The sequence below is a fragment of the Paenibacillus sp. FSL R5-0345 genome (assembly GCF_000758585.1).
Lineage (GTDB): Bacteria > Bacillota > Bacilli > Paenibacillales > Paenibacillaceae > Paenibacillus_AQ.
On the sequence record NZ_CP009281.1, the window covers coordinates 6,772,009 to 6,787,172 of the forward strand.

The 15,164-nt window shown below is 42.1% G+C and carries 17 protein-coding genes and 1 tRNA gene; 2 read left to right on the top strand and 16 right to left on the bottom strand.

The annotated features are described in order from the left end of the window. The first annotated feature begins 164 nt into the window (after nt 1-164). Nucleotides 165-362 carry a YjzC family protein gene (locus R50345_RS29900; protein WP_042131720.1) on the top strand — a complete coding sequence of 66 codons (198 nt, stop codon included), beginning with the start codon at nt 165-167 and terminating at the stop codon, nt 360-362. 390 nt (nt 363-752) lie between these two features. Here R50345_RS29900 and R50345_RS29905 read toward each other — a convergent pair. The 4 genes from R50345_RS29905 to R50345_RS29920 form a co-directional block, all read right to left on the bottom strand. After that, a tRNA-Ser gene (locus tag R50345_RS29905) sits at nt 753-843 on the bottom strand. A gap of 43 nt (nt 844-886) precedes the next feature. Beyond that, on the bottom strand, nt 887-1,099 hold the full coding sequence (locus R50345_RS29910; RefSeq protein ID WP_042131721.1) for a DUF951 domain-containing protein: 213 nt from the start codon (nt 1,097-1,099) through the stop codon (nt 887-889). Continuing rightward, nucleotides 1,099-2,127, bottom strand: coding sequence for a mechanosensitive ion channel family protein (locus R50345_RS29915; RefSeq protein WP_042131722.1), 1,029 nt, complete (start codon nt 2,125-2,127; stop codon nt 1,099-1,101). The genes R50345_RS29910 and R50345_RS29915 overlap by 1 nt, the downstream gene beginning before the upstream one ends. A 15-nt stretch (nt 2,128-2,142) precedes the next feature. Continuing rightward, nucleotides 2,143-2,394 carry a putative Se/S carrier protein gene (locus tag R50345_RS29920; RefSeq protein ID WP_042131723.1) on the bottom strand — a complete coding sequence of 84 codons (252 nt, stop codon included), beginning with the start codon at nt 2,392-2,394 and terminating at the stop codon, nt 2,143-2,145. Nucleotides 2,395-2,512: 118 nt separating this feature from the next. Between R50345_RS29920 and yyaC the strand changes: the two genes are divergently transcribed. Further along, the gene (yyaC, locus tag R50345_RS29925) at nt 2,513-3,118 is read left to right on the top strand and encodes a spore protease YyaC (RefSeq protein WP_042131724.1); all 606 of its coding nucleotides are present in this window, start codon (nt 2,513-2,515) and stop codon (nt 3,116-3,118) included. On the opposite strand, the gene R50345_RS29930 is transcribed toward yyaC, so the two are convergent. From R50345_RS29930 to rpmH, 12 genes are all read right to left on the bottom strand, one after another. Beyond that, complete coding sequence (locus tag R50345_RS29930) at nt 3,093-3,593, bottom strand: DUF4446 family protein (RefSeq protein WP_042131725.1); 501 nt, start codon at nt 3,591-3,593, stop codon at nt 3,093-3,095. The two genes, yyaC and R50345_RS29930, sit on opposite strands and share 26 nt — an antisense overlap. A gap of 20 nt (nt 3,594-3,613) precedes the next feature. Next, nucleotides 3,614-4,774: an aminotransferase class V-fold PLP-dependent enzyme gene (locus R50345_RS29935; protein WP_042131726.1), complete on the bottom strand. Its 1,161-nt coding sequence runs from the start codon at nt 4,772-4,774 to the stop codon at nt 3,614-3,616. Nucleotides 4,775-4,886: 112 nt separating this feature from the next. Then, nucleotides 4,887-5,729, bottom strand: coding sequence for a ParB/RepB/Spo0J family partition protein (locus R50345_RS29940; RefSeq protein ID WP_042131727.1), 843 nt, complete (start codon nt 5,727-5,729; stop codon nt 4,887-4,889). Beyond that, complete coding sequence (locus tag R50345_RS29945) at nt 5,722-6,483, bottom strand: ParA family protein (RefSeq protein ID WP_042131728.1); 762 nt, start codon at nt 6,481-6,483, stop codon at nt 5,722-5,724. Before R50345_RS29945 ends, R50345_RS29940 begins: the two co-directional genes overlap by 8 nt. A gap of 208 nt (nt 6,484-6,691) precedes the next feature. Further along, the gene (gene noc / locus R50345_RS29950) at nt 6,692-7,507 is read right to left on the bottom strand and encodes a nucleoid occlusion protein (RefSeq protein ID WP_042131729.1); all 816 of its coding nucleotides are present in this window, start codon (nt 7,505-7,507) and stop codon (nt 6,692-6,694) included. 413 nt (nt 7,508-7,920) lie between these two features. Further along, nucleotides 7,921-8,646: a 16S rRNA (guanine(527)-N(7))-methyltransferase RsmG gene (gene rsmG / locus R50345_RS29955; RefSeq protein WP_042131730.1), complete on the bottom strand. Its 726-nt coding sequence runs from the start codon at nt 8,644-8,646 to the stop codon at nt 7,921-7,923. Between the two features lie 3 nt (nt 8,647-8,649). Next, nucleotides 8,650-10,536, bottom strand: coding sequence for a tRNA uridine-5-carboxymethylaminomethyl(34) synthesis enzyme MnmG (gene mnmG, locus R50345_RS29960; protein WP_042131731.1), 1,887 nt, complete (start codon nt 10,534-10,536; stop codon nt 8,650-8,652). A gap of 39 nt (nt 10,537-10,575) precedes the next feature. Continuing rightward, nucleotides 10,576-11,952: a tRNA uridine-5-carboxymethylaminomethyl(34) synthesis GTPase MnmE gene (mnmE, locus tag R50345_RS29965; RefSeq protein ID WP_042131732.1), complete on the bottom strand. Its 1,377-nt coding sequence runs from the start codon at nt 11,950-11,952 to the stop codon at nt 10,576-10,578. 109 nt (nt 11,953-12,061) lie between these two features. After that, nucleotides 12,062-12,796 (bottom strand): RNA-binding cell elongation regulator Jag/EloR, encoded by a 735-nt coding sequence (jag, locus tag R50345_RS29970; protein WP_042131733.1) that lies wholly within the window; start codon nt 12,794-12,796, stop codon nt 12,062-12,064. Continuing rightward, nucleotides 12,793-13,659, bottom strand: coding sequence for a YidC/Oxa1 family membrane protein insertase (locus R50345_RS29975; RefSeq protein WP_042131734.1), 867 nt, complete (start codon nt 13,657-13,659; stop codon nt 12,793-12,795). The genes jag and R50345_RS29975 overlap by 4 nt, the downstream gene beginning before the upstream one ends. 86 nt (nt 13,660-13,745) lie before the next feature. Next, a complete protein-coding gene (gene rnpA, locus R50345_RS29980) occupies nt 13,746-14,096 on the bottom strand; it encodes a ribonuclease P protein component (protein WP_042131735.1) in 351 nt (116 codons plus the stop codon). Between the two features lie 347 nt (nt 14,097-14,443). Beyond that, a complete protein-coding gene (rpmH, locus tag R50345_RS29985) occupies nt 14,444-14,578 on the bottom strand; it encodes a 50S ribosomal protein L34 (RefSeq protein WP_039295761.1) in 135 nt (44 codons plus the stop codon). Nucleotides 14,579-15,164 lie beyond the last annotated feature (586 nt).

A 15,164-nucleotide genomic window follows, 5' to 3' on the forward strand; every position in this document is an offset into this window, starting at 1 on the left:
ACGAGCACAAACATAGACTCGCACCTGATTAATATACCAAAATGAACAGCAGAGTGCAAGCAATATTAATACAGGACAACCGTTCAACCTCTTTTTACATGAAAAAATCACTACCTGCGCACAATAATTACGAATTCATCTACACTAAAAAAGGAGGAATAATGATGGGTGAGAAAACGGAATATGAAGAAGGCGACAAAGCCCCTAATCCAGGTATGTACACAGAGGTAGGCGAAGCTCGAAGCTTCCATACTGAAATTTCGAATCCACAACACATCAAGATGGAAAAAGGGGATACCTTCCCTGAGACCACCAACAAAAATCGAAAGTGGAAAAAGGTCGAGAAAGCACGCGTACATTAATTCAAGCCTAAACACCTTCGACTTATATTTTTAAAATCCATGTGTATAAAAAAAGCAACACTGCACATACTATTCTCAGGCAGTACAAAAGAGAGGTGTGGTTCCGTTGGCCGTCGTAGACGAACACAATCACAGGAGATCTGATTCAGCATCTAATGTAAGCTGGGAAGAGTAGTGGGTTATTGCCTTAAAAAAGCATTAGCCTCAGCAAAGCCTAAATCACTTTAGTCGCTATAAACAGAGAAATTCCAAACATCATTGATGTACTGCCTCCTGAAGAAGGACCCGAAAGGGCCCTTCTTTTTGCATTGCATTTTGGCTTATCATAGGACACAAAAAAACCTCCGTTACAGGAACGAAGGATTCATTAAATGTTATATTATGCTGAAGTGGCGGAGAGGGTGGGATTCGAACCCACGCACGCTGTGACACGCCTAACTGATTTCGAGTCAGCCCCCTTGGGCCTCTTGGGTACCTCTCCGCAGCAAAAATAATTGTATCATGCAGACATGCCATTTGCAAGCTTATTTATTGTCTGTATTTTCCTCCACAGAGCGTAGTACCTTCTTCATATTCTTCTCGAATTTGGCACGGGGAATCAGAACACTATGCTGACAGCCTGTACACTTAATTCGGATATCCATCCCCATACGAATAATTTCCATTTCATTTGATCCACAAGGATGTTGCTTCTTCATCTGCACTATATCCCCAAGCTGAAAAACTTTACGTTCCACTATTCTTCCCCCTCTTCTCCTTCTTGTGTAGCTGCGATTTGCCGTCTTGATCCAGTGTTTAGCGATTCTGTTACTTCTCGTGCATTTTCTGTTTTTGCAAGATCTATTTCAGCCTTCGCCTCTGCTTCTGCTTTCTTACGTGCTTCCTCTCCAGCTTGAGCCTGCTCCAGCATGCTCTGTTTCTCTAATGCTTGTTTTATATCGTTTTGAATCTGTCTTTCCGCCGCATCTCTTGCATTAGGTGCACAGCTGGCTGCTATGCGTATTACATATTCCGAAGTGCTCATGGACTGTATACCGAGCACATTAGGGTAAGCAAGCACATTTGAGTTACGTTCATCTATGCCCTTTAGGGCCTCTCCAATTAATCCTAATGTGGCTTCCAAGCTTCGCTCCATTTTTACAGGAACATCGACTACAGCCAAAGCATTGGCAAGAGAATAGTTAGTCACATTCGTAATTAAGCCATTTGGGATAATAAATACCTCGCCGGTAGCGCTAAGTAATCTTGTTGTTCGTAAGCCGATTAATTCTACAGTTCCTTTATAAGTACCTGTCTGAATTACATCCCCTACCGCAAATTGGTCCTCCAAAATAATAAAGAACCCTGTAATAACATCCTTCACCAGACTTTGTGCTCCAAAACCTATTGCTAAACCAAGCACACCCGCTCCAGCTAGCAAAGGCGCTAAATCAAAGTGGAATTCTGAAAGTACGAGCATGATCATCACAAAATTACAGATAACCGTTACTACATTTTTCATCAATTCCCCTACTGTAGTAAACCTTCGGGTGTTCGACAGGATTCTGCCCCCGGTTTTGCGTTCAAGCGAACGATCAATAATATTAGAAACAATCTTAATGATAACCCTGGTTAAGAGGAAAATAATAAGAATTCGTAGACCCGAGAATAAGACGTTGGCCCACATATCCGCATCGGTAAACCAGTTCCACACTTTATCTTTAAAACGCAAAGCATCTTTTACAGCTTCACCGGGAGTAGTAGCCTCCAATATCCACCTATTCATATCGTGTATTCCTCCCTACCTCTCTATCAGTATGTAATTCTCGTTGTGTTTTCCGTAAATACCGCGTATTTCAATATTCTGCTCAGATACAATCTTCTGTACCTCTCCCAGCGCACTTTGAAAAAACTGAATCGATATTGCGCAACCTGCCGTGATCTCTTTCGGGGTTGGAAATATATCAATTTCAATCTCCGCATACTCAAGCAGCATTTCAGCACGAAGCGCCTGCTGGGTAGAGTCAAACGCGATCAGCATCTCTTCCTGCATATAGGTTACGCCTCCCATAGGATTATCGTCCTATCTCTTGCCGCTGTAGTATAAAACCCCTCTTCTATCCATATACTAGATACCATCAAATAGAATCAGCTTCAGAAAGGAAGATGGTATGAATTTTTCATCCAAAGCTACATCAGCGCAAGAAACGTCTTGTTTAAAAATATCACATACAGATCCGGATATCTATTCCGCGATTACCCACCGACTACTTTTTCACTTTGCACGTACGCGCCCGGAGACCCAAATTGTCGTCATTTGTGTGGGAACAGATCGATCCACAGGTGATTCTCTTGGTCCTCTTGTTGGTACTGCATTATCACGTTTTCATAGTCCGTTGTTTCATTTATATGGAACTCTTGAAGAGCCGGTTCATGCCGTTAACCTTGAAGAAACTCTATCCCTAATCAACGAAAGATATAGTAACCCCTTTATCATCGGAATAGATGCTTGTTTAGGCCATTCTACTAGTGTGGGCTGCATTCAAGTTGTCGAAGGTCCTTTGAGACCGGGTGCTGGCGTGAATAAACAATTGCCGCCGGTAGGCGATATCCACTTGACGGGAATCGTTAATGTCGGCGGCTTTATGGAGTATTTTGTATTGCAAAACACGCGGTTAAGTTTAGTTATGCGATTATCTGATATTATTGCTACGAGTCTATATTCCGCCTTAAAACAATGGAATCTACATGCTAGGTCCGCTGCAACGCGAGAGTAACAACTTCTTTTTCTTCAGGTGATAGGACATACTGTGACTCGCCATTCTGCATAGGTTTAGAGTAAATATAAGAATTCTCACGATTATGAAGACTCGTTAATACAATACCACTGCTGTTGTCATCCAGTATAGCGACGGAGAAGCTCAAATCATTGCCACGTTCACCGAAGGCATTATAACGCTTCAGTGCAATATTGGACTTCATGCCACGCATTTTAGTTTGAGTAGCTTCTAATACAGCTTTTTGTTCACGTTGTTCTTCTTCCAACATGTCGCTTTGGTTCTTCAGATCAACCAGAAGGCCTTCCAGATCCTCTACACCGCTCCCAGCCATCATGGCCTCATATTTACGCCGCATAGTACGTAACTTAGCCCCCTGAGCGATCACAGTGATTACCAGCACCAACATAATTACTGTAAAAGCAAACACAAACCACTGCAACTGCTCACTAATTAATTGATTCAATTCAGACATGAATGGACCATCCTTTTTATTCATCTGCTGCGGGCATTGCCATATAACTCATCCATAGCAGCCAGCATTCTGCTTATATTATGCTCTGTCGTATCTACACCTACACTCGCCCGAACAGCACCACTCTCTAGCGTGTCAACAGCCTTATGTGCCAAAGGGGTACAATGCATACCCGCTCTGACTGCTATGTTATAATCACGATCTAGACGGTGAGCAATATTCGCCGATTCTTCTCCATCCACTACAAACGATATAATTCCGGTTCTAGGCGCTCCTAGTGAGGGTCCTAATAGTTTAATACCTGGGATGTGGGACAACCCCTCCATCAGTCTCTGAGTTAACATCCACACTCTCTCATGGATAACATTCGTCCCTAAAGATTGTACCTTTTGAACACCTGCTAGTAAACCGGCAATCCCTACCGTATTTTGCGTTCCTGCTTCATACCGATCTGGACGAACAGAGGGTTGATCACTATTTTCAGATTGACTCCCCGTTCCTCCATACATTAAAGGTTCAAGATCCAATTCAGGCGATATATAAAGTCCACCGGTCCCTTGTGGTCCGAGTAGTCCCTTATGCCCCGGAAATGCCAACAAGTCGATATTCATTTTTTTAACATCAATATCAATTGAGCCTGCGCTCTGAGCAGCATCCACCAGAAATACAGCGTTATGCGATTTAACAATATCACCAATATCACCAACAGGCAGTATGCTACCAAGTAAATTGGAACTGTGATTACAAATCACCATTTTGGTGTTCAGTTGGAAAGCATTTTCGAGCTCCTGTAAATCCAATTGCCCTTCACGATCTACTTTCAGATAATCAACCGTCACCCCTAGTGTCTTACGCAAGTATTCTAGCGGTCGCCTCACAGAGTTGTGTTCTGTCATCGTAGAAATGACATGATCTCCAGCTTTAAGCATCCCTCTGATCGCCATATTCAAACTCATCGTAGTGTTATGAGTAAAGGCTATATCTTGTGCATTAGATACACCAAACAATCCAGCCAGCACACTCCGCGTCCTTACTAACACTCGCCCGCTACCCATCGCCAGCGAGTAATTACCTCTGCCAGCATTCGCTCCTGACTGTAGAGCATTCATCATCGCAGCTGCAACCTCCGGTGGTTTAGGCCACGAAGTAGCTGCATGATCCAGATATACGAAGTCTTCCATAACCTCGCCCCTCATCTAATACTCTTTTTGAAAGTCGTCTTATCCAAAAAAACATACCCCTAATTATCCGATGAAGGATATCTCAGGATATGTTCTTGGCATAGATACCCATTTAGTTACCCAATAATTCCAGCAATCTTTCTAAATCCTGAGCACTGTAGTAATTCAATTCAATCTTTCCTTTTTCCTTACCCTGTTTTATTTTCACTGTTGTTTTAAAACGTTCACGTAATACTTCCTCTACATTATCAATATAGGGGTCACGCTTAACCACCTTGGCTTTAACTCCGTTTGCTGGCTTTCGGTCCAAGTTCTTCACTGTTTCTTCTAGCTCTCTTACACTCCATTGTTGTTCTACGCATTGTTCAGCTAACTGTTTAATCACTTCCGGATCCTTCAAAGCAACAATTGCACGCGCATGCCCCATTGACATTGTTCCACGTGAAACATATTCTTTTACTTCTTCAGGTAAAGAAAGCAATCTCAGGAAATTTGCGATGTGCGATCTGGACTTACCTACCTTAAGCGATAGTTCTTCCTGTGTGAGTGAGAACTGATCCATTAGGCCTTGGTAAGCCACTGCGATTTCCATTGCATTTAAGTTTTCACGTTGCAAGTTTTCAATTAAGGCTATCTCCATGACCTGTTGATCACTAAGATTCCTAACGACTGCTGGAATTGTAGCTTTGCCACAATATTGCGAAGCCCGGAATCTGCGTTCGCCGGCAATGATCTCATATCCCTTCAATACGCTACGGACAATGATTGGCTGAATCACACCATGTTGTCTGATAGATTCTGCTAGTTCTTGGATTGCCTCTTCATTAAAATCTTTACGTGGTTGATATGGATTAGCCCGTAGTTGAGCTAAAGGAATCTCAACTACCTTATCATCCTCATTAATAGATAAAGATGGAATCAGCGCATCCAGACCTTTTCCTAAACGTTTACTCATAAGAAATCACTTCCTTTGCCAACTCTAAATACACTTCCGCTCCTTTAGAGCGAGGATCATAAGTAATTATGGATTGCCCATGTGAAGGTGCTTCACTTAACCGAACATTCCGAGGAATAATGGTTCTATATACTTTCTCTTGGAAATACTTTTTAACCTCTTCTATTACCTGAATTCCCAGATTGGTCCGGGCATCAAGCATAGTCAATAATACTCCCTCTATCTTCAGATGCGGGTTGAGATTTTTTTGCACCAGACGAACGGTGTTTAAAAGCTGACTTAACCCTTCAAGCGCATAATATTCACACTGGATCGGGATAATTACCGAATCTGCTGCAGTAAGAGAATTGATTGTTAAAATACCAAGTGAAGGAGGACAATCGATGATAATATAATCATAATTGTTTTTAACCGCATTCAGCGCCTTCTTTAGCTTTAGCTCTCTGGAAATTGTTGATACCAACTCAATCTCCGCGCCCGCTAATTGAATGGTCGCCGGAATGATGTGCAGTCCTTCATTTTGAGTTTCCAGTATGGTTTCTAGAGGGTTTACCTCATTTATAAGAATGTCATATATACAATTCGCCACGTCCGCCTTGTTGACGCCAACGCCGCTAGTAGTATTACCTTGAGGATCGATATCAACTAGAAGCACTCTTTTTCCTAATGTAGCCATACCGGCACCTAGGTTCACGGAGGTTGTTGTTTTACCGACACCGCCTTTTTGATTTGCTATGGCAATAATCTTGGACACTTATTTCACCTCGAATAGTTAGGAAGAATCTTCTCGTAGATCGCAAGTACAATGTTCCTGACGCTGATGTAGCTTCACACTTTATGAAGAATATAGACAACTATTTTTATACTGGAACTTTAAATACAGGCTGGACCAACACATCTCGGTTCTAGCCATAACAAAGGCGGCCAATCACCTCAGGGCCGCCTTCAGCTTTTGAAACAATTTATCTTTTGGGGATTTGGATTACAATCTCGTAATGGTCGCCACGGTCATTTTCTGACGTTTTGATTTCCATTCCGGAGCCTGTCACCATATCAATAGATTGACGAATTGTATTAAGAGCTAGACGAACATCCTTGGTATAGGAGACCCGTTTCGATTTTTTAGTTTGTGAGACTTGTTTGTAGAAAGCAATACGAGCTTCTGTTTGTTTAACATTTAATCCTTTTGCTATGATCTCTGCTAACACCTTCAGCTGCATTTCCACACTATCGAGTGATAATAATGAACGTGCATGTCTTTCAGAAATCTGACGCTCCATTAATGCGGTCTTAACCTCTTCTGGCAGGTTGAGTAAGCGAATTTTATTAGCTATGGTAGACTGACTTTTACCTAATCGTTGTGCCAAGCTTTCTTGCGTTAATTGATGAAGATCAATTAACTTTTGATAAGCCACAGCTTCTTCAATGGAGGTCAAGCCTTCACGCTGTAAGTTTTCTATAAGCGCAATTGAAGCGGCCTGTGAATCATTGAATTCACGAACAATGGCTGGAATCGTCTCTAAACCAAGCTTTTTAACCGCGCGCCAGCGCCGTTCGCCTGCGATGATTTCGTATACGGAATCGCGCATGCGTACAACTATGGGTTGAATGACCCCATGAGTTTTAATCGTCTGGCATAACTCATCGATCTTATCGTCATCGAATATCGTCCGTGGTTGGTAAGGACTGCTAATGACCTCATGAACTGGTATTTGTTTGATTTCTTCTCCGCTGCTCCGCTCGTTAAATCCAAATAGCTTGGTAAATTGTTCTTTCATTCCGTTCATAACCACCTAATTTCGTTATAGTACGATCTTCTTGACCTTCTTCTCGGAAAGCGTATCGTACAGCAATAAAAAACATTCTGATATTATGAAATCACCTGCTGCTATCAGGCATCATAATCTCTCCTTCTTTCGAACAAGAGTACAGAGAAGGAGTTATATACAAAATTAAAAGTCTACTATGCTATTCTATCACTTTTCTCTACATAATCATATTCTCCGTAAAGACCTATTTTTCCTGCATTTTCATAGTTATACTCTCTCAAAATCATATTCATTTAGTTTATATTTAAATATACGTTCATTTCAGCTCATTCTCGCTATTATCCACAAAAAAAGGTCATCCTCCTTAAAATGGAGAATGACCTTAAATATATTAATGAATCTATAATGTTTCACGTGAAACATTACTTAATTAGTGGTGTTTTGGCAGGAATTCCCGCTTTTCGTGGATACTTAGCAGGACTAGCTCCTGTCTTACGAATAATAACAATATGTCGCGCTGACTCTTCCACTGGTAAGCTGAATGACTCTACTTTGTCGAGCTGAGCACGAAGCTCTTTTAAGCTATACTTCGCCTCACTTAATTCCTCAGAAGGATCGTTTCCCTTCATGGCAGCGAAAACTCCATCCTTACGTGTAAAAGGAAGACAAAATTCATTCAACAAGGATAATCTTGCCACTGCACGCGCAGTCACCAAATCGTAGGCATCACGATGCTTGAATTGCCGGGCAATATCCTCCGCACGACCATGAATTAATTGCACATCAGATAATTTCAGTGTAGTACAGACATGTTGTAGAAAAGAAATTCTTTTACTTAATGAATCAATAATCGTCAGCTTCAAATGTGGAAAACAAATTTTAAGCGGAATTCCTGGGAACCCGGCTCCCGAACCGATATCTGCCAAATTGTTTATCTCATTGAGATTAAGGAAAAAAGCTAGAGAGATCGAATCATAAAAATGTTTCGTGTAAACCTGCTCACGCTCTGTTATGCCGGTGAGATTCATTTTTTTATTCCAGGATACGAGCTCTTTATAGTAGAGATCAAATTGCTCTAATTGTTCTGCTGTAAGTGTAATACCTCGTTCCTGTAAAAGCTGTGTGAATTGAATTTCCGTATTATCCATAGATTATCCTTTCGCCGCGGTTACCCGGTTGTAATGCTCCAGATATACGAGAAGAATGGAGATGTCAGCAGGTGTGACTCCCGCAATCCGAGAAGCCTGCCCGATAGAGATCGGACGGATCTTAGTCAGCTTCTGCCGTGCTTCCATCGCTAATCCATGGATCTCATTATAATTAATGTCATCTGGAATTTTCTTCTTTTCCATCTTTTGCAGGCGCTCCACATGTTGAAGCTGTTTTTCAATATAACCGGCATATTTAATTTGGATTTCTACTTGTTCCTTCATTTCTGCATCCAGCAGCTCCGGTGATGGAGAGACTTTATCTACGAAGCTATATACAAGCTCTGGACGACGCATCAGAACAAGCAAATTGCTGCCGTCTACAATAGGTGCCGATTCATATTGTGCTAGTACATGATTTACCTCAACAGGTTTAACCTTTGTCTCTTGCAGACGAACAATTTCACGCTCCACCCGTTCTTTCTTATCCGTGAAGTTATCAAATCGTTCCTTTGTGATCAAACCAATATCGTAACCAATAGGTGTAAGTCTTAGATCTGCATTGTCATGGCGAAGCAACAACCGATATTCTGCACGTGAAGTAAGCAAACGGTAAGGTTCATTAGTACCCTTAGTCACAAGATCATCAATGAGTACACCAATGTATCCCTGTGAACGATCTAAAATTACGGGTTCTTTCTCTTGCACCTTGCGCGCTGCATTTATTCCAGCCATCACACCTTGGCCTGCTGCTTCCTCATAACCGGAAGTACCATTGATTTGTCCAGCTGTGAAAAGACCTGGTAAACGTTTAGTTTCGAGAGATGGCCATAGCTGTGTAGGAACCATTGCATCATATTCAATAGCATAACCGTTACGCATCATTTCTACCTTTTCCATACCAGGGATGGAACGCAGAATGGCTAGCTGAACATCCTCAGGAAGACTAGTGGACAGACCTTGTACATAGTATTCCGATGTATTTTTTCCTTCTGGCTCTAAAAAGATCTGATGCTTAGATTTATCACTAAATCTTACAACTTTATCTTCAATAGATGGGCAATAACGTGGACCTGTTCCTTCAATAATACCCGTAAACATCGGTGCACGATGTAGGTTGTCATTAATAATTTGATGAGTAACCTCAGAGGTATAAGTTAACCAACAAGGAAGCTGTTCATTGTCGGATGATTTCGTTTCAAACGAAAAGAATTTAGGCTCCTCGTCGCCAGGTTGAATTTCTGTCTTCGAGAAATCGATCGTATCACGATGTACACGTGGTGGTGTACCGGTTTTAAAACGCACCAATTCAAAACCAAGCTCCCGCAAATTCTCGGATAGCTTCACTGATGGCTGCTGATTGTTAGGTCCACTCTCATATGTCAGTTCACCCATGATCACTTTACCACGCAGGTAAGTACCTGTAGTCAGAATAACTGTCTTACTATGGTATTCGGTTCCAGTCTTCGTAACTACACCTGCACAACGTCCGTCCTCAACGATTAAACGTTCAACCATTCCTTGACGAAGTGTCAAATTAGGCGTTTTTTCCATCGTTTCCTTCATTGTATGTTGGTAAAGGAATTTATCCGCTTGTGCACGTAAAGCATGTACAGCAGGTCCCTTGCCCGTATTCAGCATACGAAGTTGAATAAATGTCTTATCTATATTGCGACCCATTTCTCCGCCAAGCGCATCAATCTCACGCACTACATGTCCTTTGGCAGGTCCGCCTATGGACGGATTGCAGGGCATGAATGCAACCATATCCAGGTTAATTGTGATCATCAACGTGCTGCAGCCCATCCGTGCTGACGCTAGAGCTGCCTCACAACCGGCATGACCGGCGCCAATGACGATTACGTCATAGCTACCTCCATCATAACTCATGTCCTGTTTCCCCCTAATTATTATATTAAAATGTAAAACCTATTTTCCTAAACAAAATTGCGAGAATATTTGGTCTAATAACGAGTCTGCTGCTGTATCGCCAATAATCTCACCGAGCTGTTCCCATGCGAGCCGTACATCGATTTGAATCATATCAATCGGAATATACTGTTCCGCGGCATCGTATGCATCCTGTAGTGATTTATAGGCTTTTTTAAGCAGTGCTATATGTCTCACATTACTCACATATGTCAAGTCACCCGATTCCAGCTTTCCACCAAAAAAGAGTGTCGAAATGGCATCTTCAAGTTTGTCTAGACCTTCCTCTTCCAGAACGGACATTGGTACGATGTTGGACTCTTCAAAGAAAGAGAGCAACTTATCCTTATCCAGTTTGGACGGTAAGTCCATTTTATTCATGATTACTAGGCATTGTCTACCGTGGATTTGTTCCATCAATGCCAATTCATCCTCATGTAGCTCTTCATTAGCGTTTAGCACAAGTAGAATCAAATCCGCATCGCTAACTGCAGCCTTAGAGCGTTCCACACCAATCTTCTCCACTACATCGATCGTTTCACGAATTCCTGCCGTATCAAGCAGCTTAAGCGGAATGTTGTTTATCGTTATATACTCTTCAATAACATCACGTGTTGTTCCGGGAATATCCGTTACAATCGCTTTGTTATCACGTGCTAATGCGTTTAATAATGAGGATTTACCAACATTGGGACGTCCGACTATAGCTGTCGTTATACCCTCACGAAGTATTTTTCCTTCATTAGAAGTCTTGAGTAACTTTGTGATTCCTTCCATCACTTCACTGCTTTTATCCTTAATAAATTCAGCTGTCATGGATTCTACATCATGCTCTGGATAATCTATATTCACTTCGATATGCGCAAGCATCTCAATAAGTGTATGGCGCAAGGCATGAATTCGATCCGACAAGGATCCGCTAACCTGCTTTAAAGCCACCGAAAAAGCGCGATCTGACTTCGAGCGAATGAGATCAATAACCGCTTCAGCCTGTGATAAATCAATACGTCCGCCCAAGAAAGCACGCTTGGTGAACTCACCCGGCTCGGCTAACCTTATCTCCTGTTGAAGAAGTAAATCCATCACCCTTCTTACAGAGATTACACCCCCATGAGCACTGATCTCTACTACATCTTCGGTCGTAAAAGAACGTGGGCCCTTCATGACGGTTACTAGTACTTCTTCCATCTTCTCTCCGTTATCCGGACTAACGATATGCCCATAATGAACGGTATGCGATTCCGCTTCAGTTAACGGAACTCGGCTACGAAACAAAGGCGCCACTTGGGAAATAGCCTGCGGGCCACTTACCCGAATAATAGCAATTCCTCCCTCGCCTAATGCCGTCGATACGGCAGCAATGGTGTCACTAAGCATGCTGTTTTTCACCCCAAAACCTATATTTTTTGATCAGAAACGGTCTTATATTGTTAAAAAAGCAATGACCCCTTACATTGGTCAAGGAGTCATTGCATCCATATAGTCTTTACTTCAAAGTTATAACGACGCGGCGATTTGGCTCTTCGCCCTTACTAAGGGTATTCACTTGCCGATGATCCTGTAATCTGGAGTGAATAATTTTCCGCTCCTGAGGTGACATCGGCTCCAATACAACCTCTTTACGAGTCCGAATGACACGACCGGCTAAACGATCAGCCAGCTCTTCGAGAGTTTTTTTACGCCGCTCACGGAAGTTCTCCGCATCTAGCACAAGCCGTATAAAACTGTCGGAGTAACGATTAGCTACGATATTAGCCAAATACTGCAGAGCATCGAGAGTTTGTCCTCTTCTACCAATCAATAGTCCCAAATCTGGACCTGATATCTGCAGAATCGTGGATTCCTTGGTGTGGACGATTTCGACTTCCACTTCGAGCCCCATGCTCTTAGCGACATCCACAATGAAATGAACGGCTTCTTGGTAAGCTTCCTCCACCGGTTGTCCGGAATCTTGGCGCGGCACGCCGCCGTTAGCCTCCTGTTTGCTCTCTCTTGTTGACTGCTGAGGCAGTGACGGAGCACTCGCCGCTGATGCCGGTGCGGCTTCGGCTATCAAGGTTAATTCAACCTTGGCACCTTTCGCACCGATCAATCCCAGGAATCCTCTTGATGGCTGCTCAAGTACGTTGACCGTTACCCGGTCCTTTTGAACTCCAAGCTGGGTAAGTCCCCGTTCTACAGCTTCTTCAATGGTTTTCCCTGTTGCGACGACTTTGCTCATTTTGACTTTTTGGCTCCCTTCGATGCTTTACTGCCGCCTTTACTCTTCACAGCAGCTGAGTCATCTGTACTTTTCACAGCACTTGCGATTGCCAATTTGTGTTTATCGTTGTTGCGATATAAGAAATAGTTCTGAACAATAGTGTAAATGTTACTGTATACCCAGTATAGCGGCAATGCTGCTGGGAAGTTGTAGGACATAACGAAAATCAGAACTGGATAAATCATCATCATGAACTGCATTGGCCCTTGTTGTTGCATCGGGTTCATTTTAGTCATCATTCTAGTTTGTATAAATGTTGTTAATGCGGCTAGCACTGGCAAGATAAACAGATGATCGGGCTTACCTAGCTGCAGCCATAAGAAGTCGTGCTCCCGTAGATGTGGGTTATAGTATATCGAGTTGTAGAGAGCGATAAAGATAGGCATTTGTACGATCAGCGGTAAACAACCCGCCATTGGATTAACCTTATTCTCTTGGAACAAACGCATCGTTTCTTGCTGCACCTTTTCAGGTGTGTCTTTATATTTTTTCTGGATCTTTTGGAGTTCCGGTTGAATGGCTTGCATTGCTCGCGAGCTCTTCACCTGTTTAATCGTAAGCGGAAGAATCAGCGTGCGGACAATAATAACCATCACAAGTACGGCTAAACCATATTCTCCGTTAAACCAATCAGCAAACTTGTCCAAGGCAATGGCGAAATAATACACTACATTACTTTGCCAGAAGCCTCCATTCTTTAAATCCTCCGTAGTGTGCGTAACAGCAGTTGACGGAGCGCATCCCGACAGAACAGCTAACGACAACACCATCACTGTGATGAGGAGAAACCATTTTCCCCGTCTAGTCTTCATTAGAGACACTTCAAAACCCCTCTCTTGAACATTCCATTCCACCGTAAATCATACCATAATTATGAATACAAATAAACAAGCCTCTTATGCGTCCTTTATTTGCGGGAAGCCTTGAGTAGCTTGGCTTTGCGCAGTACATGCAGCACGCTTTTTTCGAGCTCACTGTATTCCATGGAAAGCGCTCCTTTTCTTACAATAAACACTATATCGAGTCCACCTGCAATCTCAGATTCATGGTGACGAACGATTTCCTTAACCAATCTTCTCATACGGTTACGGACAACCGCGTTTCCAACCTTCTTACTGACCGATATTCCTACTCTAAATCGCTCTACCTCTTTTTTGCTAAACCAATACACTACAAATTGATGATTCGCAAATGACTTCCCATGGCGATATACACGACTGAAGTCGGCACGGTTTCGTAAACGTAACTTTTTGTGCACGGGAATCTCCTTCATAAAAATCCGGTTAAAAGTGTCCTTCCGAATTTTTTTCTTCTAATAGTATAGTCATTTGGATGTCGCCATAAACGACTGCGACTACAACGCTGAAATTTCTCTTCTATATTATAGAAAGAAAAATATTCTCAACTTCTCACAAAATAATTCTGTATATACGATAAATAGCCCCGCAAAGTGTAGCTAGCGCATTAAGCGAGATCCTAGTCGTTTGCAGAGCAATAAGCATAAACCGCCTTCGGCGTCCTTATAAGAACGGTAACATTTAAATTCTTTAGAATAATAAAAAGCAGTAAAAAAAGACCACCGGAGTGGTCCCTTAGTGGCCTAACTTACGCACTCAAAACTTTTCTGCCTTTCAAGCGGCGAGCTGCCAGCACTTTACGGCCGTTTTTCGTGCTCATTCTTTTACGGAAACCGTGAACCTTCTTGCGTTTGCTCACATTTGGTCTAAATGTCGGTCTCATAATTGCACCTCCCTTACAGGAACTTAATTACTGTCATATAAGCAGAAACGGTCTAAGCCGTCCTTATAGTAGGGACAGTATCTACATGAATCATCATTTAATTATCAAGACATATCCTTACAGAAAACACCTTTATATATTTAAACATATTTTATGCGCAAAAGTCAACCTACTACTGGCTCCAGCCCCTCCCTCTAATTCAAGCTGCTTATCCACAACTTCCATTAGAAAAAAAGTAATCCACAAGATATGACAGTTATCCACCTGTGATCAAAAAATAAAGTCGACTACTCACAAATGAGCACAACCTGTGTATAAAATTATCGAAGCTTTGACGTAAACTGTCGAACCGTAAACAAATTATCAACAATATGTAGTGGTGTTCCTAATAATTGTACACAAGTGATTGAATTTGTGGATAAAATAGCCCTGCTCATTGAAAAATAAGGGGCGTTTTGCTATGATGGTATTACTTTTGAATGTGAATAGATTTGTTTGTTCTCTTAATTATCAACAAGCTGTGGATAAAGTTGTGAACAAATCAAATTTATCCATATTTTTTTGTCTCTTCATATTGCCTACTGGG